Consider the following 24,929-nt stretch of genomic DNA (forward strand, 5'->3'; position numbering starts at 1 on the left):
CGCCACCTACGAAGATCTCAAGACCGAGCTGTCCATCCTGGAGGACCCGTGCGCCCGGAGGATGCGGCTGGAACTGGCGGCCATGCAGGGCGGCGCGACGAAGCAGCTGCCGTTCAACGTCGCCGCGATGGCGAGCACCTGGCGGCTGCACCCTGCCCTGATGACGCTCCCGCTACCACTCAAGATCAATGTTGAGCGGGGCGAGCAGAGCGTGGACTGGCTGTGCTTCTGGCCGACCAACCGGGTGAAGCTGGAGAACCATCCACCGGCGGTCGGACGCCCCGGCTATGACGGGCTCGTCGTCTACCACATTCACCGCCTCCCGCTCCGCTCACTGAACATTCCCAGTGCCGTACGCGCCGTCGTGCTCAAGGCGCTGCGGGAGTGGGACCGGCAGCGGGAGCGCTCGGCCGCCCCCGTGCTCATTCCCGAGCTCGCGGCGGCGCTGCAGGCGAACCGGCGGACGTTCACCCCGGAGGGCGAGCGGTTCCTGCTCGGCCTCGGCGGAGTGGCGCTGCTCGCCATCTTCGGCTGGGTGGCGATAGAGGCGGGGATCATCGTGGGTCTCGGCGCCGTCGCCAAATCCGGGCTCGCGGGGCTCGCCGCCTCTCCCGAGTTGTTCACCGGCGCCATCGCCACCGCGGCCAGGCTCGCCAAGGATCTGTGGCCGATCATCTCCCAGGTGCAGTACTCCCTGCCGCGCTAGGCCCGGGCGCGCGGTGGCGGCTCCCCGCCGGGCCGCGGACCCACGTCACCGTGGGGCCGGGCCCGGCCGGGAGGCGCTCTCGTCCTGACGCCTAACCGTCAGTTCAGCTTGGGCGCGGCCACCTTGGTGGACGGCCCCTGGTACATCGCGTTGAACAGCATGGTGATGGTGCCGCGCGACCAGGTCCGATAGGTGACCTGGGTCCCGGCGATGACGACGTCGCCCTTGCCGATCTCGAACGAGGCCACGTCGGTGAGCCCGTGCAGCTTGTCGGCGCCCGCGCCGTAGCCGCTCTTGACGAGCTCGCCCGAGGCCGGGTACTTCGCGGCGACCTTCGCCTTCGCCGGGTCGAGCACCTCGAAGGCCGCGTCATTGGTGTGGAACCAGACCGGCCATTTCTCCGGCATTCCCCAGGCCACGGGGTTGGTCGTGTCGAACTCCTGCTCCACGAGCGAACCTGGCACGAAGAAGTCGTCATCCGGGTTGGGCAGGGTGTCCTTCACCGGTAGGTCGAACAGTCCCCGCGCCGTCTCGGAGGCGTTGCCGAGGGCGACGAGCGTGCCGCCGTCCTCGACGAAGTCGCGCAGTTTCTCCAGTCCTTCCTCACCGACCCCGGCCGCCCAGTGGAACCGCTCGGGCACCTCGGCCTTGGGGATGCCGTTGACGATGGTGTTCCGCGTGATGCCCTGGGGCAGCACGATGGTGTCGTACTTGTCGTTCAGGTCGCCCGCGAAGTCGCCGGCGCCCATGTTCGTCGAGTTGACGCCGTACTGCTCGAACAGCCACCAGAGCCATCCGCCCGGCATGTTGTTGAGGCCGCGGAACAATCCGATCTTCGTACCGGACTTGAGCTGGAAGCCCTCGACCTTCGGCGCCTTGTCGGCGCCGTGGACGGCGATCCCGGTCTGCTGTGACAGGCCCGTCAGCACCGACCGCGCCTGCTCGGTCGGCGGCACGACGAGCGAGCCCGGCGCGAACTTCGTGCCACCGGAGGTGAACTCCTTCGCGGTACGGAAGGTCGGCACCCCGGCCTTCTGCAGACCCGCCAGGAACTTGCCGACACCGTACGAGCTCGGCTGCACCAGGTAGGCGCCGCGCGGGGCCGGCGGCATCGGCACGGCGGCGGGCTGCACCTTGGCCACCCGCTGCAGTGACGCGTTGAAGGGCTTGCTGACCTTGTCGACGCTGGCGCCGAACAGCATCCACAGGGTGTGCCCGGTCACGTCGTACGGCCGGGTGATGGGACACTCCTCACATGCCCTGATCTCGGGATATTCCCAGATCTTGAGCAGAGCGTCGGCCCACCGGCTGTACGGCTGCGTCATCCGGATCACGTGGCTGCCGGCCGCGTACTCCTTGCCGTTCGCGGTGAACGGTTTGGTGGCACGCTCGATCTCGATCTGCCCGGTCTGCAGGGTGTTGAGCAGTTCGTAGGCGGCGTACGGGTCCCGCTGGTCGGCGGGTACCACGTAGGCGTACGGGTCGCCCTTCCACTTCAGGTTGTCGCGGCTGACCTGGTACATGTTGTACAGCAGGTCCTCGCCCTTCTTGCCGACGTTCTCGATGTTGGCGAACGTCGCGGTCTTGGCGTACGCGACGATCTGCTCCAGCGTCCAGGTGGCGCTGTCGTAGGGCTCCACGCGGTTCGTCCGCTGGTCCTGCGGCCCGAGCGGCTTTCCGTCCGCGGAGGTGTTGGGGTAGGCGAGATCCTTTGCGCTCGCGATCTCGGTGAGGACGTTGGGAATGCCGTGGTACGGCTCATAGAAGACCGACGGCAGCCACCAGTCGTAGGTGGAGCTCCAGGTCACGCCCTTCTTGCCGTCGCGGGTGAGCGCGCCGCCCATGCCGAGGCCCAGTTCGCTGGTCGTCTGCACGACCCGCGGGTCGATGCTCGGGTCGAACGGGTCCTTGTACGGCGGGACGAAGATCCGGTCGTTGTTGGCCCCCATCTGGTGGAGGATGTGCACCGCCGACGGCCGGTACTTGGCGAGCAGGCCGATGTAGTAGCGCGGCTCCACCTGGGTGAACATGAACCAGTCACGGTTGTCGTCGTGGCCGGTGTACTTGTGGTAGAGGTCCGGGTAGGTGCGCCGGTACGAGGTCCCCGCCGTCTCGTTGAAGTAGTCGTTGACCAGCTTCGTGCCGTCGGGGTTCTGCGAGGGGACCACGATGAGGACGGCCTTGTCGAGCATTCCGTTGACGGTGTCGGACTGCTCGGTGGCCAGGCGGTGCACCACGTCCATCAATGCCTGCGTGTTGCCGACCTCGGTCGAGTGGATCGCCGACTGGATCAGCAGGAACGGCTTGCCCTGCTTGGCGAGGCTGCGCGCCTCGTCGTCGGAGAGCCCGCGGGGGTCCGACAGCCGCCGGTTGATCGCCGCGAGCCTGTCGATGTCGCGCAGGTTGTTCGGTGAACTGATGGTCAGGTACGGGTAGTCGTTGCCCATCGTGGTCTTGCCGGCCACGTAGTACTTGACCCGGTTGGACTTCTGCGACGTGAGCTTGAGGTAGCTCATCATCTTGTCGTTCGTGGCCAGTTGCCCGGAGGTCCCCATCGCGAAGCCGAAGTAGTTCTTCGGGGTGGGGATGGACTTGGCCGAGGACGAAAGGGACTTGTCGACGTTGGGTGCCGACGCCGAGACCGCAGGGCTGAACAGCCCGACGGCGACGACCACGGCGATGAGGAGGGAGAGAAAGACTGGACGCCTAGAGGTCATGCGCAAAGTTGCTCCTGTCAGATCATCGAAGACCGGTAGAGCGCATGGATCCAGGGGCATCCTCCTTCCGGACGAAGAAGACGGAGACCCCGATGAGGTGACGGCGCGCGAGCGGCTCGGCCGAGCACGACACCGTCCGGATGGACGACGGCTGGGAATCGACGTTCGACAGAACTGTCACCGCCGGAAGCTCAGATGATCCCCTGCGGTGCGAGATGATCATCTGTATGACAGGCGTGAATGTCAATAGACTGCTGACCGGCAGTGGCCGCCCTGAGTGACCGGGGTTGACCGTCCGCCTTGACTCCTCTCCGCATGCCACCCGAGGAAAGAATCCGCATCCCCTCCTGGTGAGCCAGGAGAAGAACCCGTGGTCCAAACTCCGTACCTTTCCGGCGACGCATACGGTCGCCGACCCGGCGCTTCTGGCGACCACGACGGCCACCGTCGAACGGAAGCTCAAACTGGTGCAACGGGAGTTCTAAGAGATCGTCGACGCCATCCAGAAAGGTGGTGAGCCACAGGCCCCGGAACTGTTCGCGCCGACCCCGCTCCGGCTGAGCCTGCTCAGAGCGTGAGGGTCACACGGCGCCGCCTTCGGTTCAACGGAGGTCGTCCGGGTAGGCCAGCGTCATGGCGGAGATCACCGTTCGGGTGAACGGCACAGAGCGCTCGCTGAGCGTCGATACCCGGCTTTCGCTGCTGGACCTGCTGCGCGAGCGCCTTGGCCTGACCGGCTCGAAGAAGGGCTGCGACCACGGTCAGTGCGGTGCGTGCACCGTACTCATCGACGGCCGCCGGGCCAATGCCTGCCTGGCTCTGGCGGTCGCCTGCGCCGGCTCCGACGTCACGACCGTCGAGGGGCTGGCCGGCGATGAGGAGCTGCATCCGCTGCAGGCCGCGTTCATCGAGCATGACGCCTTCCAGTGCGGCTACTGCACGCCCGGGCAGCTCTGCTCGGCCGCCGGGATGCTCACCGAATCCGGTCCGAGCGCCGTCACCGCCGACCTCACGGAGGACCCGGCGCTGACGCCGGAGGAGATCCGCGAGCGGATGAGCGGCAACCTGTGCCGGTGCGGGGCCTATGTCAACCTCGTCACGGCGATCGAGGAAGTGGCGCGATGAGGCCCTTCGCCTACGAACGGGCACACGACGCGCCGGACGCGGTGGCCCGGTTCCGGCCCGGCGCGATGTACCTGGGCGGCGGCACCAACCTCGTCGACCTGATGCGGCTCGGCGTGGCCGAGCCGGACTTTCTCGTGGACGTCAGCCGCCTTTCCTGCGGTGACATCGAGGCGAGCGACGGCGGCCTGCGGATCGGCGCGGCGGTGCGCAACAGCGATCTGGCCGCCCACCCCGGGGTACGCGAGCGATACCCGATGCTGGCGCGGGCGGTGCTGACCGGGGCGTCCGGGCAGGTGCGCAACATGGCGACGGTCGCCGGCAACCTGCTGCAGCGTACGCGCTGCCCGTACTTTCAGGACGTGTCCAAGGCCTGTAACAAACGCCGTCCGGGTTCGGGCTGCCCGGCGATCGAGGGCGACCACCGCAATCTCGCCATCCTCGGCCATTCCGAGGCCTGCGTGGCCACCCATCCGTCCGACATGGCGGTGGCGCTGGCCGCCCTGGACGCCAGAGTGCACGTCACCGGGCCGGACGGTGACCGGGTCGTCTCGATGCCGGGCCTGCACCGGCTGCCGGGCGCCGAACCCCACCGCGACACCGTGCTCGAACCCGGCGAGCTGATCACGGCCGTGGAGCTGCCGCCCCCGCCCCCGGGCCGATCCCGCTACCGGAAGGTGCGCGAGCGCGCGTCGTTCGCCTTCGCGCTCGTGTCCGTCGCCGCCGTGCTCGATGTCGGCGACGACGGGGTCGTACGCGGCTGCCGGCTCGCCCTCGGCGGCGTGGCGCATGCGCCCTGGCGCGCGAGCGACGCCGAGCGGGTGTTGCGCGGCGCCCCGGCCGGCGAGGAGGCGTTCATCCGGGCCGCGGAGGCCGAACTCGACCAGGCGCGTCCTCTGCCCAGAAACGGCTACAAGGTGCCGCTGGCCCGCAACCTGATCGTTCGCACCCTGCAGGAGCTGGGGCCGTGAGCCGCGTCGAGGCGCGCGACAAGGTCACCGGGCGCGCGCGGTACGCCTACGAGTACCCGCTCAAGAACGTCGCGTACGCCTACCTCGTCCAGTCGACGATCGCGCGCGGCCAGATCCGTTCCATCGACGCGGGCGACGCGCTGGCCATGCCCGGCGTCATCGCCGTGTTGTCCAGCGACGACCCGCCCGAACTCGGCTCGGTGGAGGACGCCGAGCTGGCCCTCCTGCAGACCCGCGACATCGCCTACCGCGGCCAGATCGTGGCCGTGGTCGTCGCCGACACCTTCGAGATCGCTCGTGCCGCCGAGCGGGCCGTGCGCGTCGAGTACGACGCCGAGCCGCACGACGTACTGCTCCGGCCGGACCACCCCGGCCTGTACGCGCCCGACACGGTCAACCCGGCGCTGCCGACCGACACCGAGCAGGGCGACGTGACCGGTGGTCTCGCCGACGCGGCGGTGATCGTGGACGCGACCTACACGACCCCGACACAGCACAACAACCCGATGGAGCCGCATGCCGCCCTCGCCGTCTGGGCGGACGGCGGCCTGACGCTCTACGACTCCTCCCAGGGCGTGTCCAGCGAGCGCGCCACGATCGCGAAGGTCCTCGGGCTTCCGCCGGAGCGGGTGCACGTGATCTCCCGGCACGTCGGCGGTGGATTCGGGTCCAAGGCGGGCGCCCGGCCGCATGCGGTCGTGGCCGCGCTCGCGGCGCGCGCCACCGGCCGCCCCGTCAAGATCGCCATCACCCGCCAGCAGATGTTCGAGGTCACCGGGTACCGGACGCCGACGGTCCAGCGGCTCAGGCTCGGCGCCGACGCCGACGGCCGCCTCACCGCGATCGCCCATGACGTCGTCGAGCAGACCTCGATGATCTCCGAGTTCGCCGAGCAGACCGCCACGCCGGCGCGCACCATGTACGCCACACCGGCGCTTCGCACCACCCACCGGCTGATCCGGCTCAACCTGCCGACGCCGTCATGGATGCGCGCGCCAGGCGAATGCCCGGGTATGTACGCGCTCGAATCGGCCATGGACGAGCTCGCGGTCGCCGCCGGCATCGACCCGATCGAGCTCCGCGTCATGAACGAGCCTCTGACCGAGCCCGAGACCGGCCTGCCGTTCAGCTCCCGCAACCTGATCGCCTGCCTGCGCGAGGGCGCCCGTCGCTTCGGCTGGGAGCGCCGCGACCCCGAGCCCGGGATCCGCCTCGACGGGCGGTGGCTGGTCGGCACGGGCGTCGCCGCCTCGACGTTCCCGGCCAGGCGCATGCCCTCACAGGCGACGGCGAAGGCCGAGAACGGCGATTTCATCGTCCGCATCGCCGCCGCCGACATCGGCACCGGAGCCCGTACCGCTCTGACCCGGATCGCCGCGCAGACCCTGGGTACCTCCGCCGATCGCGTGCGGGTCGAGATCGGCGACACCGCCCTGCCGCAGGCCTCGGTGGCCGGAGGCTCCATGGGCACCGCCTCGTGGGGTTCGGCGGTCGTGAAGGCGTGCGAGGCGATGCTGAAGGACGGCACGAAGGGCAGCGCCGACACCACCGAGGACGTCGCGGCCGACTCCGGCTTCGCACGGCACGCGTTCGGCGCCCAGTTCGCCGAGGTCCGCGTCGACGTCGACACCGGCGAGGTCCGGGTACCGCGGCTGCTCGGCGTCTTCGCCGCCGGGCGCATCATCGACGAGACCCTCGCCCGGTCGCAGTTCATCGGCGGCATGACCATGGGCCTGGGCATGGCCCTGATGGAGGAGACCGTCGTCGACGAGGAGTTCGGTGACTTCCTCAACCACGACTTCGCGCAGTACCACGTCGCCGCCTACGCCGACGTCCAGGACATCGAGGCGATGTGGATCGACGAGGAGGACCCGCACCTCAACCCGATGGGCGCCAAGGGCATCGGCGAGATCGGCATCGTCGGCACGGCCGCCGCCGTCGCCAACGCCGTCTACCACGCGACCGGGCGGCGCATCCGCGACCTGCCCATCACCCCCGCCAAGCTGGTGACCTGAGCGGACGACGCGATGACCGTCACCGACGACGAAGGCCGCCGCCTCGACGCCTACTGGTGCGCCGGCAGATGACCGACACCAGGCTGCGAGCCCGCGCCCACACCCGCGAACACGGCGAGGACGCCCCCGAGGTGGCCGAGTGGACGTGGCCGCATTGACCCGCGTCCTGACCGTCAACGCCGGATCCAGCAGCCTCAAGCTGAGCCTGCTCGAAGACGACGCGCTCGTGGCCAGGCCGGCCGGTCTCGACGAACTGGGCGACCTGCCCGGTCCCGACGCGATCGGGCACCGGGTCGTGCACGGCGGCACGGAGTTCACCGAACCCGTTCTCATCGACGACGACGTCGAGCGGCGGCTGCGCTCGCTGGCCTCTCTGGCACCGCTGCACCAGCCCAAGTCGATCAACGGCATCGATGCCGTACGGCGGGTGCTGCCCGGGGTACCGGAGGTGGCCTGCTTCGACACCGCCTTCCACGCCCGGCTGCCCGCGGCGGCGGCCACCTACGCCGTCCCCGCCTCCTGGCGCGACGACTACGGGCTCCGCCGGTACGGCTTCCACGGCCTCTCACACGCCTACGCCACCAGGCGCACCGGCGAACTGCTCGACACCGACCCCGGCACACTCCGCATCGTCGTCTGCCACCTCGGCGCCGGGGCATCGCTGTGCGCGGTCGAGTCGGGCCGCTCGGTCGACACCACCATGGGCTTCACCCCGCTGGAGGGACTGGTCATGGCGACCCGGTCGGGCAGCGTCGACCCCGGGCTGCTGCTGTGGCTGCTACAGAACCGGGACATGACGGCGGACGCCCTCGCCGACGCGCTGGAACACCGCTCCGGGCTGCTCGGCCTCGCCGGCACCGCCGACATGCGTGAGATCCTCACCAGCGCCGCACCAGAGGCGCGCCTCGCCGTCGACGTCTACGTGCACCGGCTGAGCGCACAGATCGCCGCGATGACCACCTCGCTCGGCGGTCTCGACGTCCTCGTCTTCACCGGCGGCGTCGGCGAGCACGCCCCGCGGATACGGCGACGCGCAGGCGAGCGGCTCACCCACCTCGGCGTGGCGATCGATCCGGCCCGCAACGGGCGAGCCCGCTCCGACGCCGACGTCAGTACACCCGGCGCTCGCGTGCGAACCCTTGTCGTCACCGCCCGCGAAGACCTCGAGATCGCGGCCGGAACCCGCAAGGTCCTGCGCGGGCCGGCCGCCCAGTGATGCGGTGATGCGGGTCGGTCCGGCGCCTCGTCCCGGCGACCGGTCGCGGCGGGCGCAGGCGGCCGTGCTCTCGTCCCGGCGCATCCGCCGGTCGAGAAGGAGCGCGGCGGCGAGCGTGACGGCGAGCGCACCGCCGCCGGTCACCGCCCGGGCGAACGGTCCGGACCCGGGCCCCTCGGCCAGGGCCACCGCCGCGACCAGCGCGGCCACCGCGTCCAGGCCGATCTGGGCGCGGCCCACCGACGCCAGGCCTGCCAGGCCGAAGCAGGCGCACCGCCTGCCGCTCAGCCCGAGGGCAACGGCGGTCAGCGCGAGGTAGGCGAGCAGCGCGACGAGCGCCGCGGGCCTGCCAGGGACGGTCACGATCGTCAGGGCCACGGCCATCTCGGCCGCACCGGTCAGCCGAGGTCCCCATGGCGGGCACAGAGGTCCAGTCCGGATCGGCCGGTCGAGCCCGCGCGGCGACGCGAGCAGTTTCGCCACGCCCGCGACGATCAGCGGGCCCGCCAGCGCGGCGGTCACAGCGTCGAAAGGCATCGTTCACGGCCTCCGATCGCCGGCAGCAAGCCGGACTCGATCCTGCTCGGCCATCCAGCGTGTCTGGTGATCATGAACTGTCGGCCCCCGTCCTTTCCGGCCTCGTCCCCGGCCTCGCCGGTGAGTTCCGCACGTCCATCGAAAGCGAGTTCAGCCCGTTCGAACCAGCGGTCGGACGGAAGTGGACGAAATCGGACGATCCAAAAGCAGGCCGCGTGATCGCGAGACCGACGATGACCTCCGGATCGTCGTCCGCCGCCTCGCGGTTCGGCCGCGACCGCGGTGTCCGCACGGCCCGGACGCGATTGATCGGCCTGGCCGCGACTGGTGAGAATGAGGCCCATGGGCGAGGTGAACGACGGCGATCACCACCGAGCGGCCGCGCAGGCGCCGCCGAGCGATAACGGCGGCCGGCCGTCGTCCGGCGCCAGGGACGACGATTGCCCATATCAAGGCCTGGCGCCGTTCGAGACCGACCGAACCGATGTGTTCTTCGGACGTACGCAGGCGACCCGCAACCTCCTTGACCGCCTCGGGCCGCGCCTGGGCGAACGCGGAACCATCCTGCTGGTCTCGGGTGCCTCGGGGGTGGGCAAGTCGTCGCTGTTGCGAGCGGGATTGATGCCGGCGCTCGCGAAGGGAACGCCGCCGATCGCCGGATCGCAGCATTGGCCGCGCCTGCTCATCACGCCGACCACGAAGCCGTTGCGCGCATTGGCCGAGGGCTGGGTGCGCGCGTTCGGCGGCCAGGTCGAGACGGTGCACGAGCGACTGCGAGGCGATCCGTGGCAGGCCTTGTCCGGGTCGGGTTCACCGGCCGGCCGGCTCGTCCTGGTGGTCGATCAGTTCGAGGAACTGTTCACCCTGGTGACCGAGGAGCGGGAGCGTCAGGCGTTCGTGCGGGCGCTGCACGCCATGGCCGAGGGGCCGCCGCACGCCGGGGTGATCATCGGGGTGCGCGCGGACTACTGGGACCGGTGTGCGGCCTATCCGCAGTTCGCCGAGGCCATCCAGGACGGTCAGGTCATCGTCGGGCCGATGACGGAATCGGATCTGCGGCTGGCCATCACCGGCCCCGCGGCCGCGGTGGGCCTGGAGATCGAGCCCGGCCTGGTGGAACTCATCCTGAGCGAACTGCGCGCCGGCCAGGCCGCCGAGGACCGTTACGAGGCCGGGGCCCTGCCGTTGCTCTCGCAGGCGCTGCTCAACACCTGGGAAAGGCGCGAGAACGGCCGGCTCACCGTCCGTGGGTACGAGGAGTCCGGCCGGGTCCGCGACTCCGTGCGGCGTACGGCCGACGAAGTACTCGAGCGGCTGCCGCCGGAGGATCGCAAGACCGCGCTCAGGCTCTTCCGGCGGATGACGGTGATCACCGTGGGCGGGCGGGTGGCGCGGCGCGGGGCGACGCTGACCGAGCTCCACGCCGCCGCGTCCGCGCACTCGACGGAGCAGCGGCGCCGGGTAGAGGCGTTGCTGTCCGCGTTCGCCGACCAGCGGCTGCTCACGCTGCACGAGGACGGCGTCGAGATCGCCCATGACGCGCTGCTCGCCACCTGGCCCACTCTCCGGCAGTGGCTCGAACCCGACCTGACCGCACAGGCGGTGTACGACCGGCTTGTCGAGGACGCCGCGCAGTGGGCCGAGAACCACCGCGACCCCGCCTTCCTCTACCGGGGCGCCCGGCTGCTGTCCGTCCAGGACGCCCGGCCTCGCTGGGATCGCGACCCCGACAGCTTCCCGCCGCCCGGTTCCACCGTGGCGGGCTTCGTCGCGGCGTCGACGCGGGCCGCCCGGCGGGCGAGCCGCCGCCGCGGACTCGTCATGGCCGGTCTCGCGGTGCTGTCGGTACTCGCCCTGCTCGCCGCCGGCGCCGCCGTCGACGCGGCGAACGACGCCGACCACCAGCGCGGCCTGGCGGTCTCGCGCCAACTGGCGGCGGAGAGCGAGGTCGCCGACGACCCGGCGACCTCCGCGCTGCTGGCCGTGACGGGTTGGCGGATCGCCCCCACTCCCGAGGCCCGCCACCGCATGCTCGACGTGGCGGCGCGTTCCGGTCGGGCGGTTCTCCCCGGATACGGCAGACCCGTCACCGAAACCGAGCTGGTGTTCAGCCCGGATGGTTCGATCATCGCCACCGGGAGCAGCGATGGTGTGGTGCAGCTGTGGGACACGGCGTCACGCCGACGGCTCGGTGCCCCGATCGTCCATCCGGATCGGGGGTGTTCTGCCGGCTTCGACGTGGCCTTCAGTCCCGGTGGAAAGGTCCTGGCCATGGCGTGCTTCACGAGCGTCCGATTCTGGGATGTGTCCACGCGCAGGCTGCTCGGCGCCCCGCTCGACACCAAGAGTTCCGATGAGCCCATGGGTTCCGTGCAGGCGATGGCGTTCAGCCCGGACGGAAGGACTCTCGCGACCTCGACCTACGAGGGCACCACACGGCTGTGGGACGTGGCCGGCCGCCGCAAGGTCGGCGGCACCCTCGGTACCCCCGATACGAAGACCGGCGACAAGGCCGTCCGTGCGGTGGCCTTCAGCCCGGACGGGAAACGCCTGGTCACCGCCGGAGCCGACGACCTCGCGCGGCTCTGGGATACCGCCGCACATCGTCAGATCGGGGACGCGTTCACCGGACACATCAACGACATCGAGGACATCTCCGTCAGTCCGGATGGAACGACCCTCGCGACCACGAGCAAGGACGGCACCGCCCGGCTGTGGAACCTCGCCACCCACGAGCAGATCGGCGGCGCTCTGCGGGAACCCGACGGCGACCGCGGTTTCCTTGGCGTGGCGTTCAGCCCGGACGGGAAGAGGCTCGCCACCGCCGGAGCCGGCGGCTACACCCGGCTGTGGGACAGCAGAAGCCGCCGACCGGTGGGCCCCGCGCTCAACGATCAGCGGCTACCGGTCCGGAGAGTGGCGTTCAGCCCTGACGGGAGAATCCTCGCGGCCATCGGCGAGGACGGCGCGGTGTGGCTGTGGGACCCGGTGGCGCACCGGCAGGTCGGTGCCGCGATGTCCGCACTGTCCGGCGTTTTTTTCAGCCCGGACGGAAGGACCCTGGCCGCCCCCGGTCCTGGGGCCGGCGCCCCCGGGACCACGGAGGCCGATCGTGCGGTCCGGCTCTGGGATACGGCCACCCAACGTCAAGTGGGTCGTCGCCTGCAACCCGCGGACGCCCCGGCATCCAGCGGCAGCACCGTGTACGAGATCAAGTTCAGTTCCGATGGCAGGACGCTCACCACGGCGAGCGTCGGCGGTGACATACGACTGTGGGAGACCACGACCCAGCGTCAGATCGGCCCTCCCATCTATTCGGACACCGACAACAACTGGAAAGTGGAGTTCAGCCCGGACGGCAGGCTCCTCGCCGTCCGGCGACAAGGCGATTCGATCGGATTCTGGAGCGTGGCGGGCCGCCGCGAGGTCGGGCCTCGCATCACCTTCCCCGACCATTCCGACTCTGTCCGGGAGATGGCGTTCAGCCCCGACGGCACCACCCTGGCCGTCGCGGGCCATGACCGTGCCGTACGGTTCTTCGACGTGGCCGCCCGCCGCGAGATCGGGCGCCCGTTGCCCGCCGCCGTCGACGGGAGCTTTACCGATGATCTGGCGTTCAGTCCCGATGGCAGGACCCTCGCCACCACGGCGGCCGACGGCACCGTGCGACTGTGGGACGTGGCAGGCCGCCGTCAGAGCGGAGCCGCCCTGACCGGTCATACCGACTTCGTCACCGCGATCGCCTTCAGTCCCGACGGCACGGCCCTGGTCACCGGCTCCGCGGACGACACCGTACGGCTGTGGGATCTGCCGACCCGCCGCCAGATCGGGCTCCCGCTGACCGGCCATACCGGTTCGGTGACGGGGGTCGCCTACAGCCCGGACGGAAGCACCGTCGCCACCGTGGGCAACGACGAGACCGCGCGGCTGTGGAATGTCGCCGTACCCGCCGATCCCGCCGCCGCGACATGCGCCAACGTGGGCCGCTCCTTCACCCGTGCCGAATGGGAGCGCTATGTACCGGGAGAGAAATTCCAGCAAGTATGCCCATAGTCACGCATTGACCGCTGAGAAGAACCCCGCTGACGGACGGACGAACCAAGAATGTTCCTTCGAGGCTTCCTGCGGCGGACGGCCAAGCCCGTCCCGGAACTGGTCACGTTGTTCCGCTCGATCGTCGACGGAGGCAGGGAGGTCCATCCGATCGCAGCCGATTTCCTTGAGCACTTCATGGACGGCGCCGGTGCCTCCAGGAGAATGTCGCTCCGCTGGCTGCGCTCGTTCAAGGCGATCAAGAAGGCCGAGCGCAGGAATCAGCGCCGGTTCGAACGACAGCTCGCGCGAGAGGCGAGGTTGTTGCCCGACGGCGACTCGACCTGGGTGAACGATCGCTGGGACGCACGGATCAACGCGTTCATCGGCACTGAACTGTTCTATGTCAGCAGGATGAGCCTGCTGCGCTCACAGGGCTCGTTCGTGCTGACCCGCACCGGACCGGAGGTACAGCTGTCCGGCACGGTCCGCCACCACTGGTTCGACCCCTATGACTGGGACCGCGGCCGATGGGTCTACATTCCCCGGCACGGATTCGTTCCCATCGCGGTCGGCCGCGAGCTGGTCGAGGCCGACGAGGCGCGCAACTTCCTGATGGAGTCACGCCACGTCCAGACGCTGGAGGGCACCTGCCGGGACGGCCGGTGGCCCCGGCGCGACAGGCCGACGTTCGCGTGGTCGCTGGTGAGTACGGAGCACCGATGACCGCGGACCACTCCTGTCCGCCCGGTCCCGCTGAGGCCGGCACCACGACGGACTTCGTTCGGGCGCTGGTCCGGCTGAGGCGGTGGGCGGGCGAGCCGTCGCTCAGCAGGCTCCGGTCTCTCGGCGGCCAGACGGTGACCTCTGACGGGACCACGATCGACGCGTTGCCGAAGAGCACGACCTCGCACGTTCTGCGGCAGACCGACAAGCTGCCCCGATGGGACTTCGTGAAGGCCTTCGTCACCGCCTGCCTTCGTTACTGCGACCATCCGGTCGAGCTGATTCCCGGTGAGCTCGAACGCTGGCGGGCGGCCAGGACCACCTTGGCCGGGCCGGCACCCCTTCCATCCCCCCCGCCGGAAACGCAGGAGCGAACGTTTCTGAAGACCACACCGGACGGCCTGGTGGAGCCTCCGGTGGGGGACGCCGCGAAGACGCCTGCGGCGGTCGCGGCGGGGGACGCGACGTCCCTGGCGGATGCCACCGGTCGTCCCGGGCCGCACCACGCCCTCGAACTGTTGGCGCGGCGGGTGGTCCGGGAAGAGGACAGAGCGCGCAGAGGGCTGCTCGGTGGTTACAGCATCGCACCGGTCTCCTTCGGACCGCACGCCGAACCGATCCGCCACGACGCCACTGGCGAAGTGAAGGACGACCTGCACTCGATCGGCCGCTTCTTCGGCGGCCTGCGCCCGGGACGTCTGCTGGTCGTGGGCGAATCAGGGGCGGGCAAGACGATGCTCGCCATCGAACTGGTACTCCAGCTCGTGGAGTCCTTCCTGGCCGCCGACGGCCGCCCCGACGGCCGCCCGATGGTGCCGGTACGCCTGAACGCGGCCCGGTGGACCCTGGGGAGGCCGTTCGAGCCATGGCTGGCCGAGCAGTTGGTGCAGGACTTCGGGCTTTCGACCAAGGACGCGGTGTGGCTGGTGCGAGACCGCCGGGTGCTGCCGGTGGTGGACGGGCTGGACGAGTTGGACCCCGAACCCTCCACCGGACCGCCCCGCCGGGCGATCGGACTGCTGACCGAGCTCAATCGGTACAGCGACCTCTCCGGACGGCGGCCGGGGGCGGTCGTCGTGACCTGTCGAGCCGACCGCCACGCCGAGTTGTCCGAGGTCCAGGTCGGGCTCGACAACGCCGCCCGGATCCACCTCCACGGCCTGACCATCGAACAGATCAGCACGTACCTGCACGCCCGCTGGCCGGATGGCCATCCGTGCGGCATGCACCGCGACGGCATCCACGCGGCGCTGTCCGGCGCGTCGGGAAAGGCGGTGCACGCCGCTCTAGCCACCCCGTGGCGGTTGTCTCTGACCGCGACCGCCGTGGAGTCCGGTACCGACCCGGCCGAGTTGCTCCGCGCCGACCCGGCCACCGACCCGCGTGCGGCGGCGGCGCTGATCGCCCGGAGACTGCTCGACGCGTACGTCCCGGCGGCGACCGAACTCACGCCCCGCACCGCCCATGGCGTTCCGTACCGTCCCGAACAGGTGCGGTCATGGCTCGTGCACTTGGCCGCCCACCTGCGCCGGCAGGCCGCCCGCACCGCCGAGACGGATCGGCCACCGGCCGGCCTGACTGCGATCGACATCGTCCCGCACCTGCTGTGGCCGATCGGTGGCCGGCGCCGGGTCCGGGCGCTGCACTGCCTGTGCTGCGTGATCGTCGCGGTCATCGCCATGCTCGCGTTCTGGGCCGGGTCGGCAGTCGATCGTCCTGGCGACCTGCGAGACGGGCTCGCCCTGGAAGAGGGGCTGACCATGGCGCTCATGGCGGGCTGGGTGGGAATCGCCACAGGCCTGTCGCTGTCGGCGTGGCCGACCGCCGCCGGCGGGCGGGCCCATGTTCCCCACAGGCGGCGTGTGATCAGCGGTCTGCTCGGCGCCCTGGTCGGCGGCCCGGTCGGTGTGCTGGGCGGTCTGGCCGGGTTCGTGCTGACCGAAGGCAGAGTCTTCGGTCCCGTCTTCGCCATCGCCGCGGGGACGGCCGGAGGCTCGGTGTTCGGAGCGGTCATCGGACTGACCGCGACCGGGTGGCGGGAAGCCGAGCGCATGACCGTGTCTGAGGCGGTCCGTGCCGAACCCGTCACCCTGCTGGGCTTCGCGCTGTGCGGCGCGCTCACCGGACTGCCACCGCTGCGGCTCGCCGACGTAGGTCCGGTGCCACTGGCCGTAGGAGTCACGGGGGCCTTCGCCCTGGCCTTCGCGCTCGGGGTCGTCTTCAAGATTGCTACGGGGGGCTGGAGCAAGGACGCGGAACTGGCCCACCCGCGAGAGGCCCTCCATCGCAACCTGATGATCGGAGTGGCATTCGGTCTCACCGGTGGCGTCGCCGCCTTTCTCGTGTTCGTCATGAACCAGGGCATCATCGAGTCGCTGGCGTGCGCGCTCATCGGCGGCGTGACATTCGGCCTCGCCTTCGGCGCGATCGCCTGGTCCCGCACCATGATCGGCCTGATCGTCGCAGCCGCACGCGGTCTGTTTCCGCTGCGACTGTGGACCTTCCTCGACTGGGCCTGCGAGGCACGACTGCTGCGGATCAGCGGCGCCACCTACCAATTCCGGCATCGCGAACTCCAGGAATTCCTCACACCCCCATCAAGCGCCGAAACGCCGGCGAAAGAAGATCACGACTTGCCACTGGAGTACTAGAGCGCCATTGACACCGCGTGGCCTTCCCCTGTGCGGGTACACGGCCTCTCATGCGCACCGCGATCCTGGACGTCGGTTCCAACTCGGCCCATTTAATGATCGTCGACCTCGCGGCGGGCCGGCCGATCCGTACGCTCGGCTCGGTCAAGCGTCCCACCCGGCTGGCCGAGTCGCTCACCTCCGACGGGCACATCGAGCGCAGGGCGATCGACCGCGTGGTGTCGGCGGTGCGGGCGGCGGCAGGCGTCGCCGGCGCGCAGGGCGCGACAGAGCTGATCGCCTTCGCCACCTCGGCGGTACGCGACGCCGCCAACCGGCACGACGTCGTCGCCGCCGTCGCCGACCGGACCGGCGTCGCCCTGGGATTCCTTCCCGGCCGTGACGAGGCCCGCCTCACCTTCCTGGCCGCCCGTGCCTGGTACGGCTGGTCCACCGGGCCTCTCCTGCTGGCCGACATCGGCGGCGGCTCCCTGGAGATCGCCGCCGGCACCGGCAGCGAACCCGATCTGGCGTTGTCCATGCCACTGGGCGCCGGGCGGCTCACCCGCGACCACCTCCCCGGCGACCCACCGCACCGTCGGCACATCGAGCGGCTGCGCCATCACGTCGCCGACCAGCTCGGCCCCGGCCTGCCCGAACGGCTGGCCGGCCACTGCGCTGACCAGTGCCACCCACACGCGGGCGAGCCGCCCGGATCCCGCGCGGTGGCCACCTCCAAGACGTTCACCCAGCTCGCCCGGCTCACCCGGGGCAGGACCCGCGACGGTCGCCGCGTGCTGGATATCAAGCCCCTCCGCAGGCAGATCACCCGCCTGGCGAAACTGGAGACCACCGAGCGGGCACGGCTGCCTGGCATCTCCACGACACGCGCCCACCAGATACTCGCCGGCGCCATCGTCGCCGAGCGGCTCATGACCGCGCTGCACCTCGACCGCCTGGAGATCTGCCCCTGGGCACTGCGCGAAGGGATCGCATTGCGCCGCCTCCAGCAGTTGACCGCCATCAGCCGGCAGCATCCCGACGACATCGACCACCTGCTACAGCCGATCGGGTCCGGTCCGGCGCGGTGACGCAGGCCGATCGCCGCGTGCCCGGCCGTCGACGCATGCCGGGTGGCGCCCGGACGACGTCCTTCGGTGTGCGGTCGGCTCGGCTTGCACCGCCTTTCACACCGAGCCGGGCGTCCGGCCAGGTCCCGCCGCCGTGCCCGGTCCGGCCGTCCACCGCCGTTGCCGGTGCCACCGGGCCCCCGCACAATGCGGTGGATCGCCGGCGCCGGACCCGATCATTGCGATGGCGGACCGGCTCGGCCGCACCTGTCGTTGCGGCACTCGCGAAGGGACGGCGGCATGCCGAACGGAAGCCTCGCCAGGGTACTCATGTCCGCGGTGCTGCCCGTCGCACTGACGGCGGGCACCACGTCCGCCGGTGCGGCGCCGGTTCCTGTCGCCGTTCAGGTGACCGGCCCGGACCTCGCCGTCGATGTGCGGGCCGGCCGGCACGCGATCAGCCCCTACATCTACGGCATGAACTTCGCCGACGAGGAGCTGGCCGCCGAGCTGCGCCTGCCGGTCCGCCGCTGGGGCGGCAATGCCACCACGCGCTACCACTTCCGCCACGACACGACCAACCGGGGCTCCGACTGGTACTTCGAGAACGTCCCGGGCAGCGCTGACCCGGCGCAGCTACCGGGCGGCTCCGAGACCGACCGGTTCGTCGACCAGGACCGCCGTACCGGCACGAAGACGGTGCTGACCGTGCCGCTCATCGGGTGGGCGCCGAAGGCCCGTGACTGGTCGTGCGGCTTCTCGATCACCGCGTACGGGCCACAGCAGGGCAGCGACGCGCAGTGGCGCCCGGACTGCGGCAACGGGGTCAGGCCGGACGGCACGAACGTGACGGGCAACGACCCGCACGACACCAGCGTCGAGATCGGGCCCGGCTACGTCAGGGACTGGCTGGACCACCTCGTCGGCGAGTACGGGACCGCGAGGAAGGGCGGGGTCCGCTTCTACAACCTCGACAACGAGCCCGACCTCTGGTTCGCCACGCACCGCGACGTCCATCCGCTGGGCGCGAGCTACGAGGAGGTGCGCGACCGTACGCAGGAGATCGCGGCGGCGGTCAAGGCGGCCGACCCGGGGGCCGAGACCCTCGGCCCGGTCGGCTGGGGGTACAACTCGCTGATCTTCTCCGGGCTCGACCAGAAGACCTGCGGCGAGGTGGGCGGAGGTTGCTGGGCGAACCCGCCCGACCGCGCCGCGCACGGCGGCGTGTTCTTCGCGGACTGGTACCTGGCGCAGATGCGCGCGTACCAGCGGCGCACCGGCAAGCGCCTCCTCGACTACTTCGACAACCACCTCTACCCGCAGCAGCCGGGAGTGGCCTTCGGCTCGGCCGGAAGCGAGGAGACCCAGGCCCTGCGGCTCCGCTCCACCCGCCAGCTGTGGGACCCGACGTACGTGGACGAGAGCTGGATCAACACCTCGGTCGAGTTCATCCCGCGTCTGCGCCGACTGGTCGACCAGAACTACCCGGGGACCAAGCTCGCGATCACCGAGTACAACTGGGGTGCGCACGACCACATCAACGGGGCGCTCGCTCAGGCCGACGTGCTCGGCATCTTCGGGCGGGAGGGGCTCGACCTGGCCACGCTGTGGGCGCCGCCGAGCACGAAGCAGCCCGCCGCCTACGCGTTCCGCATGTTCCTCGACTACGACGGCCAGGGCTCGGGCTTCGGCGAGACCGCCGTGCGTGCGACCAGCACCGACCAGGGGGATCTCGCAGCCTACGCGGCCGTGCGCGACAGCGACGGGGCACTCACCCTGCTGGTCGTCAACAAGACGGCGTCCGACCTCACCAGCGCGGTCTCCGCCGCCGGTCGTCCCGGCCGCAGGAACGCCCGCGTGTACCGCTACTCCCAGGCCGACCTCACCCGTATCGTCCGCGCAGCCGACCAGGTGGTGACGGCGAACGGGTTCACCGCGACGTTCCCCGCCAACTCGATCACGGTGTTCGAGATTCCGCGATAGATCCGCCACGCCCGGGCCCGGCCGGCCCTCCCATCACCCCCGCCGGGCCGGTGAGCTGAAAGACCACCGCAGGAACTCCACCGCGTCTTCGACGAGTGGGCCGAGGTCGGCGCCGACGAAGCAATGATCTGCGTTGGGCACCAGGCGAAGAGCCACGTCGGCCCCCACGGCGTTGAGAGCGTCGTAGAGCTCTTCGCTCTGCGCGGCCGGGACGAGGACGTCCTCGACGCCATGGACCAGCAGCATCGGCGGAGCGGCCGGGGTGACGAAATTGACCGGGCTCGCGCGTCGCGCCTCGTCCGGGCGGGCGGGGACCGGCCCGCCCAGCAGCAGGCTTTCGGGCGACTGCGGGTGGTCATGGTCGATGGTCGCGGCGGGGTGGGACTGGGCCTGCATGGTCAGCAGGTTGCTCGGCCCGTACCAGACGACGCCCGCCTGGACGGCGTCCGAGCCGTCAGGTTCGTCATCTCGGCTCCCAGGTGAGCGAGTGCCCGGGGTCAGGCAGGCGAGCGAGGCGAGATGCCCGCCGGCGGACTCGCCCCAGACCGCGAATCTCATGGGATCCAACCCCAGTTCGCCGGCGTTGTGCCGCAACCAACGGATCGCGGCTTTGACATCCACCAGCTGGGCGGGGAACGGGGCCTCGCCGCTGAACCGGTACGTGATGAGGGCGACGGCGAATCCCGCATCCAGCAGACGGTCGTCGATCCGGCCCGGCGCGATGGCGGGTGAGAAGTGCTTGTTCGATCCCTCCAGCCAGGCCCCGCCGTGGATCCAGATCACGGTCGGCACCTGTGCCGCGGCATCGGCCGGGCGCAGGAGGTCGAGCGTCAGTGGGCGAAAGCCCGGCAGGCGGGAAACGGTCGCGTCCGCGTACAGCAGGTGATCACCCACCCGGCTCGGGCGAGGCGGCACGGCGGTTCCTGCCCCAGGCACGGGGAATACCGGTGCCGGCTCGGGAGTGGTCATCGAACTCCTTCAGCGAGGACGGAGGGCCACAGTATCCGGACCCGACCGCACCGGATGGCACCACCGTCACGGCGCCGAGGTCGGCGAGAGCGACACCATGACGGGTTCGGTCGGCCGGGCGGTCGGGTTGAACCGGTTCTTGGTCACCGCGATGGACACGCCGGTGGCCCTGTCGGCAAGGCGGCGCTGCCGCCCATGCCGACCATTCCGAACCGGGTGGGTCGTCCTGCGGGGCCTCCGGCGGCAGCGAGGCGGCTGTTCAAGGCCGCCCCACCCGCGATCGCGGGAGTAGTACTACCCGGTTGGCCGGTGTGGGCTCTCGGCTCTTCGATGAGTATGCAGGTGTTACTCCCAGTTCCTGCGGAGCCAGCGGGGAGGGAGCTCGATAGTAAGAAGGATGTTCCGCCATGAATCCCCTGATCGGCCTGTACGACTGCGAGGTTCCCCACCTGCCCTGCGAGGACGCGCTCGCACGGACGATCCAGACCGCCACCGACACGGTGCGGGAGCTGGAACGGGAGCTCCAGCAGAAGCGGCAGTTCGCCTCCGACGCCTCGCATGAGCTCCGTACCCCCCTCACCGGGCTGCGAACGGAGCTGGAGGAGGCCCGGCTGCATCCCGGTCTGACCGACCTCGACGAACTGGTCCGCCGAGCACTGGGCAATGTCGACCGGATGGAGGCGATCATCACCGATCTGCTGTTCCTGGCCAGGCTCGAAGCGGGGCCGCCCGATCAGCTGCAGCGGGTGGACCTGGCCGCACTGGTCCGGGACGAGGTGGCCCGGCGGACGGACCGTATCGCGGTCCGGCTCCGGCTCGAGCCGGGAGTGACCATCAACGCCGTCGCGGCGCAGATCAGCCGGGTGCTCACCAATCTGCTGAACAACGCCCAGCGGCATGCCGACCGGACGGTGCAGATCCAGGTGAGCCGCGACGGCGACTGCGCCCAGCTGGCCGTCGTGGACGACGGAGACGGGGTCGCCGAGGCCGACCGGGAACGGATCTTCCAGCGCTTCACGCGTCTGGAGGCGGCGCGCAGCCGCGACCACCAGGGCACGGGCCTCGGCCTGGCGATCGCCTACGACATCGTCCGGGCGCACTTCGGCACGCTGCGCGTCGGCGAGTCGGCCCATGGCGGTGCACGTTTCGTCCTGCGGCTGCCCTTGGCGGAACCCTCCAGCTCGGCCGTCGCGTGATCTTCACCCGCCTCCGCACGGGTCCTGTTCGGTGACCGCGAAGCGTTGTAGCGCCTGGGTGAGCCGGACGAGGTCGATCTCGCCGAGGTGGTCCATCACGTGACGCCGGACACTCGCCAGGTGGGTGGGGTAGGCCTGCTCGAGGCGAGCGAGGCCCGCGTCGGTCAGGACCGCGTTGGAGCCGCGCGCGTCCTCGGCGCAGCGGACGCGTTCGACCAGCCCGTCGGCCTCGAGCCGGGTGACGATGCGGGTCATGCCGCTCAGTGACACGTCGCACACGGCGGCGAGTTCACTCATGCGCAGGCGGCGGTGGGGCGCCTCGGAGAGATGCATCATCGTCGCGTACTCGTTGAGCGTCATTTGCTGCTCGCCGACCAGGTCGGCGTCCATCACGCGGGGAAGCACGAGCATGACGCGCCCGAGGGCTCTGATGAACGCCTCCTCGTCGGCGTTCAGCGGTTGCCGGGGGGATGCCGTCGCAGACATGGGCCAAGCGTACTTGTTTGACAAAGCAACCAGTCAAGGTATTTGCTTCACGAAGCAAGTATCTGTGCGTGATCGCGCGATCCGGACAGCGGCGCGTGATCACGGGAACAAGGAGACGCATCAGTGACCACCAAGATCGGGATCATCCTCGGCAGCACCCGCCCCGGGCGCAACGGCGAGGCCGTGGCCCGTTGGATTCACCAGCTCGCCGTACAGCGCGGTGACGCGGAGTTCGAGCTCGTCGACCTCCTCGACTACAAACTTCCGCACCTGGACGAGGCGCTTCCGCCGAGCTTGGGCCAGTACGCCCAGCCGCACACCCAGGCGTGGGCGGCCAAGATCGCCTCCTTCGACGGCTTCGTGTTCGTCACGCCGGAGTACAACCACTCCACCTCGGGCGCGCTGAAGAACGCCATCGACTTCCTCTACGGCGAGTGGAACAACAAGGCCTGCGGATTCGTCAGCTACGGCTCCGCCGGTGGCACCCGCGCCGTGGAGCACCTGCGCCTGATCGCCGCCGAGCTGCAGATGGCCGATGTCCGCGGGCAGGTGGCCCTGTCGCTGTTCACCGACTTCGAGAACTTCAGCGTCTTCAAGCCCGGCGACCACCAGCTCCAGAGCGTCAACGGCATGCTCGACCAGGTCGTGGCGTGGAGCGAGGCGCTGTCGCCGCTGCGCGCGGCCTGACGCGAGCGGCCCCGCCCTCGCGCCGGCCGGGAGAGCGAACCTACCCGGATGGGCGATACGGACCTCCCGGCGCCAGGGAAGTATCGAGATGTCGCCGCTCGAGTCCGCGGTGGCGGTGACCGACCGAACTGGGCCAAGTCTTGGGGGGCGGCTCAGTGCGTCCGCTAGGCCGGGCGGTCGCCGCGGAGACACCGCTCCGAACTCGTGGTGACGGCGTACCGACCGGGCCTCAGCCCAGCAGGGGGAAGGGCTGGGGCCCCGGTCGGTCGGGAGAACGCGGGTGCGGCCTCGGGCCGAAGGCGATCTCCACGAGCGGACCGGTGCCCTTCGGCGCCGACGTACCTAGCCGTATCGCACCCCGCCTACCAGCCCTTTTACGGAATATGGCCAGGTAAGTTAAGGGTCTGGTGTCTTATGACCGCACGGTGGGAGCATTGCCGTCTACCTCAGATACCGCGGGTGAAGCCGCCCTCGGACGGTCGTCGCTGCGAGGTCGCCGTGGCCGCGGCCGGGAATGGGCGATCGTCGCCGATCTGCTGCGGGCCGCCGACGACAGCCGGGGCGGAGTGCTGCTGGTCGAGGGTCAGTCGGGCATGGGGAAGAGCCGGCTGCTGAGCGATGCGGTCGAGGCCGCGGCCGGCCGGGGATTCATGCTCGCTCAGGGCACGGCCGATGAGCCGAGCCGGCTGGCCCCGCTGATGCCGCTCAGGTCCGCGCTCGGAGAGGCCGGCCAGCGGGCGACGCGGGAGAAGTTGCGTTCGGAGGCCGTCGACCTGCGATTGTGGCTGGTGGAGGAGTTGCAGGGCCGGATCGAGGAGCGGGCCGCGCGCGGCCCTTTCCTGATCACGCTGGACGATCTGCATTGGGCCGATCCGACGACCCTGCTGGCGCTGCGGTTGCTGATACCCGAGCTGGCGTCCTATCCGCTGGTGTGGATCCTGTCCCGTACGACCGGCAGCGGTGGCGACGACGTGGGCCGGTTGTACGACGTACTGGAGCGCGACGGCGCCAGGCGGATCGTGTTGGAGGCGCTGGCCGACGAGGCGGTGGCCGAGATCGTGGCGGACGTCCTCGATGCGACGCCGGAGCCCGAACTGCTCGCCCTGGCGGCCGGAGCGGCCGGCAATCCGTTCGTGCTCGTCGAGTTGCTCGGAGGGCTCCAGGACGAAGGGGCGGTCGAGATCGCCGACGGTCACGCGCGGCTGATCTCGCGGCGCCTGCCACAGCGGGTGCACGAGGTCGTACGGACCGGACTGGACAGACTGTCCTCGCGCGCTCGTCATCTCCTGCAGGTGGCGGCCGTCCTCGGGCGCTCCTTCCGCGTGAACGACCTGGCGGAGATGCTCGGCGAACCCCCCAGCCGCCTGCTGCCGGCGCTGGAGGAGGCGGAGACGCTCGGTGTCCTGGTGCCCAGCGGCGAGTCGCTGATGTTCCGGCACGATCTGCTGTGGCGGGGCTTGACCGAGACCATCACCGCGCCGGTACGCCAGGCCCTGCACCGGCAGGCCGGGGAGATACTGATGAAGCGCGGCGGCTCGGTCATTCCCGCGGCCGCGCACCTGATGAACTACGCCCAGCAGGGGGACGTACAGGCGCTCGCCGGCCTCGACCGGGCGGTGAACGAGGTGCTGTCGTCCTCGCCGCAGACCGCCGCCGAACTCGCCGTCCGGGCGGTCGAACTCACCGCACCCTCAGATCCGGGCCGATTCGACCGTACGGTGACCGCCGTCTATGCCCTGACGACCGCCGGGCGGCTCTCCGAGGCGGTCGAGCTCGCTCGTAACGCGCTCGACCACGCCGCGCTGCCCGGTCAGGCCGCCCACCTGGGATACGAGCTCGCGTACGTCCTCATGCTGGCCGGTCGGC

At 70.4% G+C, this 24,929-nt stretch carries 18 protein-coding genes; 15 read left to right on the forward strand and 3 right to left on the reverse strand.

From position 1 onward, the window contains the following. Positions 1-706: hypothetical protein (locus HKK72_RS22640; protein ID WP_187236418.1), on the forward strand; the 706-nt coding region annotated here is incomplete at its 5' end. Between the two features lie 98 nt (positions 707-804). On the opposite strand, the gene HKK72_RS22645 is transcribed toward HKK72_RS22640, so the two are convergent. Beyond that, positions 805-3,423, reverse strand: coding sequence for a M14 family zinc carboxypeptidase (locus HKK72_RS22645; protein WP_187236419.1), 2,619 nt, complete (start codon positions 3,421-3,423; stop codon positions 805-807). A 350-nt stretch (positions 3,424-3,773) separates the two neighbouring features. Between HKK72_RS22645 and HKK72_RS41240 the strand changes: the two genes are divergently transcribed. From HKK72_RS41240 to HKK72_RS22695, 11 genes are all read left to right on the forward strand, one after another. Further along, complete coding sequence (locus HKK72_RS41240) at positions 3,774-3,908, forward strand: hypothetical protein (protein WP_261987085.1); 135 nt, start codon at positions 3,774-3,776, stop codon at positions 3,906-3,908. Between the two features lie 148 nt (positions 3,909-4,056). Then, positions 4,057-4,548 carry a 2Fe-2S iron-sulfur cluster-binding protein gene (locus tag HKK72_RS22650; RefSeq protein WP_187236420.1) on the forward strand — a complete coding sequence of 164 codons (492 nt, stop codon included), beginning with the start codon at positions 4,057-4,059 and terminating at the stop codon, positions 4,546-4,548. Beyond that, positions 4,545-5,516 (forward strand): FAD binding domain-containing protein, encoded by a 972-nt coding sequence (locus HKK72_RS22655; protein WP_187236421.1) that lies wholly within the window; start codon positions 4,545-4,547, stop codon positions 5,514-5,516. Before HKK72_RS22650 ends, HKK72_RS22655 begins: the two co-directional genes overlap by 4 nt. Continuing rightward, positions 5,513-7,531, forward strand: a complete 2,019-nt coding sequence (locus tag HKK72_RS22660) for a xanthine dehydrogenase family protein molybdopterin-binding subunit (RefSeq protein WP_187236422.1) — start codon at positions 5,513-5,515, stop codon at positions 7,529-7,531. The genes HKK72_RS22655 and HKK72_RS22660 overlap by 4 nt, the downstream gene beginning before the upstream one ends. Before the next feature lie 154 nt (positions 7,532-7,685). Next, positions 7,686-8,747: an acetate/propionate family kinase gene (locus HKK72_RS22665; RefSeq protein WP_187236433.1), complete on the forward strand. Its 1,062-nt coding sequence runs from the start codon at positions 7,686-7,688 to the stop codon at positions 8,745-8,747. Between the two features lie 115 nt (positions 8,748-8,862). Continuing rightward, positions 8,863-9,066 (forward strand): hypothetical protein, encoded by a 204-nt coding sequence (locus tag HKK72_RS22670; protein WP_187236423.1) that lies wholly within the window; start codon positions 8,863-8,865, stop codon positions 9,064-9,066. Positions 9,067-9,626: 560 nt separating this feature from the next. Then, positions 9,627-13,337: a WD40 repeat domain-containing protein gene (locus HKK72_RS22675; RefSeq protein ID WP_187236424.1), complete on the forward strand. Its 3,711-nt coding sequence runs from the start codon at positions 9,627-9,629 to the stop codon at positions 13,335-13,337. Positions 13,338-13,388: 51 nt separating this feature from the next. After that, positions 13,389-14,042 (forward strand): hypothetical protein, encoded by a 654-nt coding sequence (locus tag HKK72_RS22680; RefSeq protein WP_187236425.1) that lies wholly within the window; start codon positions 13,389-13,391, stop codon positions 14,040-14,042. Beyond that, a complete protein-coding gene (locus HKK72_RS22685; RefSeq protein ID WP_187236426.1) occupies positions 14,039-16,693 on the forward strand; it encodes an NACHT domain-containing protein in 2,655 nt (884 codons plus the stop codon). Before HKK72_RS22680 ends, HKK72_RS22685 begins: the two co-directional genes overlap by 4 nt. A gap of 50 nt (positions 16,694-16,743) precedes the next feature. Then, entirely contained in the window at positions 16,744-17,763 is a 1,020-nt protein-coding gene (locus HKK72_RS22690) for a Ppx/GppA phosphatase family protein (protein WP_187236427.1), read from the forward strand. A gap of 279 nt (positions 17,764-18,042) precedes the next feature. Further along, positions 18,043-19,725 carry a glycoside hydrolase family 44 protein gene (locus HKK72_RS22695; protein WP_222721017.1) on the forward strand — a complete coding sequence of 561 codons (1,683 nt, stop codon included), beginning with the start codon at positions 18,043-18,045 and terminating at the stop codon, positions 19,723-19,725. A 33-nt stretch (positions 19,726-19,758) separates the two neighbouring features. Here HKK72_RS22695 and HKK72_RS22700 read toward each other — a convergent pair whose 3' ends face one another. After that, on the reverse strand, positions 19,759-20,694 hold the full coding sequence (locus HKK72_RS22700) for an alpha/beta hydrolase (RefSeq protein WP_187236428.1): 936 nt from the start codon (positions 20,692-20,694) through the stop codon (positions 19,759-19,761). A 407-nt stretch (positions 20,695-21,101) separates the two neighbouring features. Between HKK72_RS22700 and HKK72_RS22705 the strand changes: the two genes are divergently transcribed. Then, entirely contained in the window at positions 21,102-21,890 is a 789-nt protein-coding gene (locus HKK72_RS22705; RefSeq protein ID WP_187236429.1) for a sensor histidine kinase, read from the forward strand. Positions 21,891-21,893: 3 nt separating this feature from the next. Here the strand turns inward: HKK72_RS22705 and HKK72_RS22710 are convergent, their stop codons facing one another. Continuing rightward, a complete protein-coding gene (locus HKK72_RS22710) occupies positions 21,894-22,376 on the reverse strand; it encodes a MarR family winged helix-turn-helix transcriptional regulator (RefSeq protein ID WP_187236430.1) in 483 nt (160 codons plus the stop codon). Between the two features lie 123 nt (positions 22,377-22,499). On the opposite strand from HKK72_RS22710, the gene HKK72_RS22715 reads away from it, so the two are divergent. Together HKK72_RS22715 and HKK72_RS22720 are read left to right on the forward strand one after the other, a co-directional pair. Beyond that, positions 22,500-23,063: an NADPH-dependent FMN reductase gene (locus tag HKK72_RS22715; protein WP_187236431.1), complete on the forward strand. Its 564-nt coding sequence runs from the start codon at positions 22,500-22,502 to the stop codon at positions 23,061-23,063. A gap of 434 nt (positions 23,064-23,497) precedes the next feature. Beyond that, positions 23,498-24,929, forward strand: a 1,432-nt coding sequence (locus tag HKK72_RS22720) for an AAA family ATPase (RefSeq protein ID WP_187236432.1), incomplete at its 3' end; no start/stop codon positions are given.

Source organism: Actinomadura sp. HBU206391 (genome assembly GCF_014323665.1).
Lineage (GTDB): Bacteria > Actinomycetota > Actinomycetes > Streptosporangiales > Streptosporangiaceae > Actinomadura_C.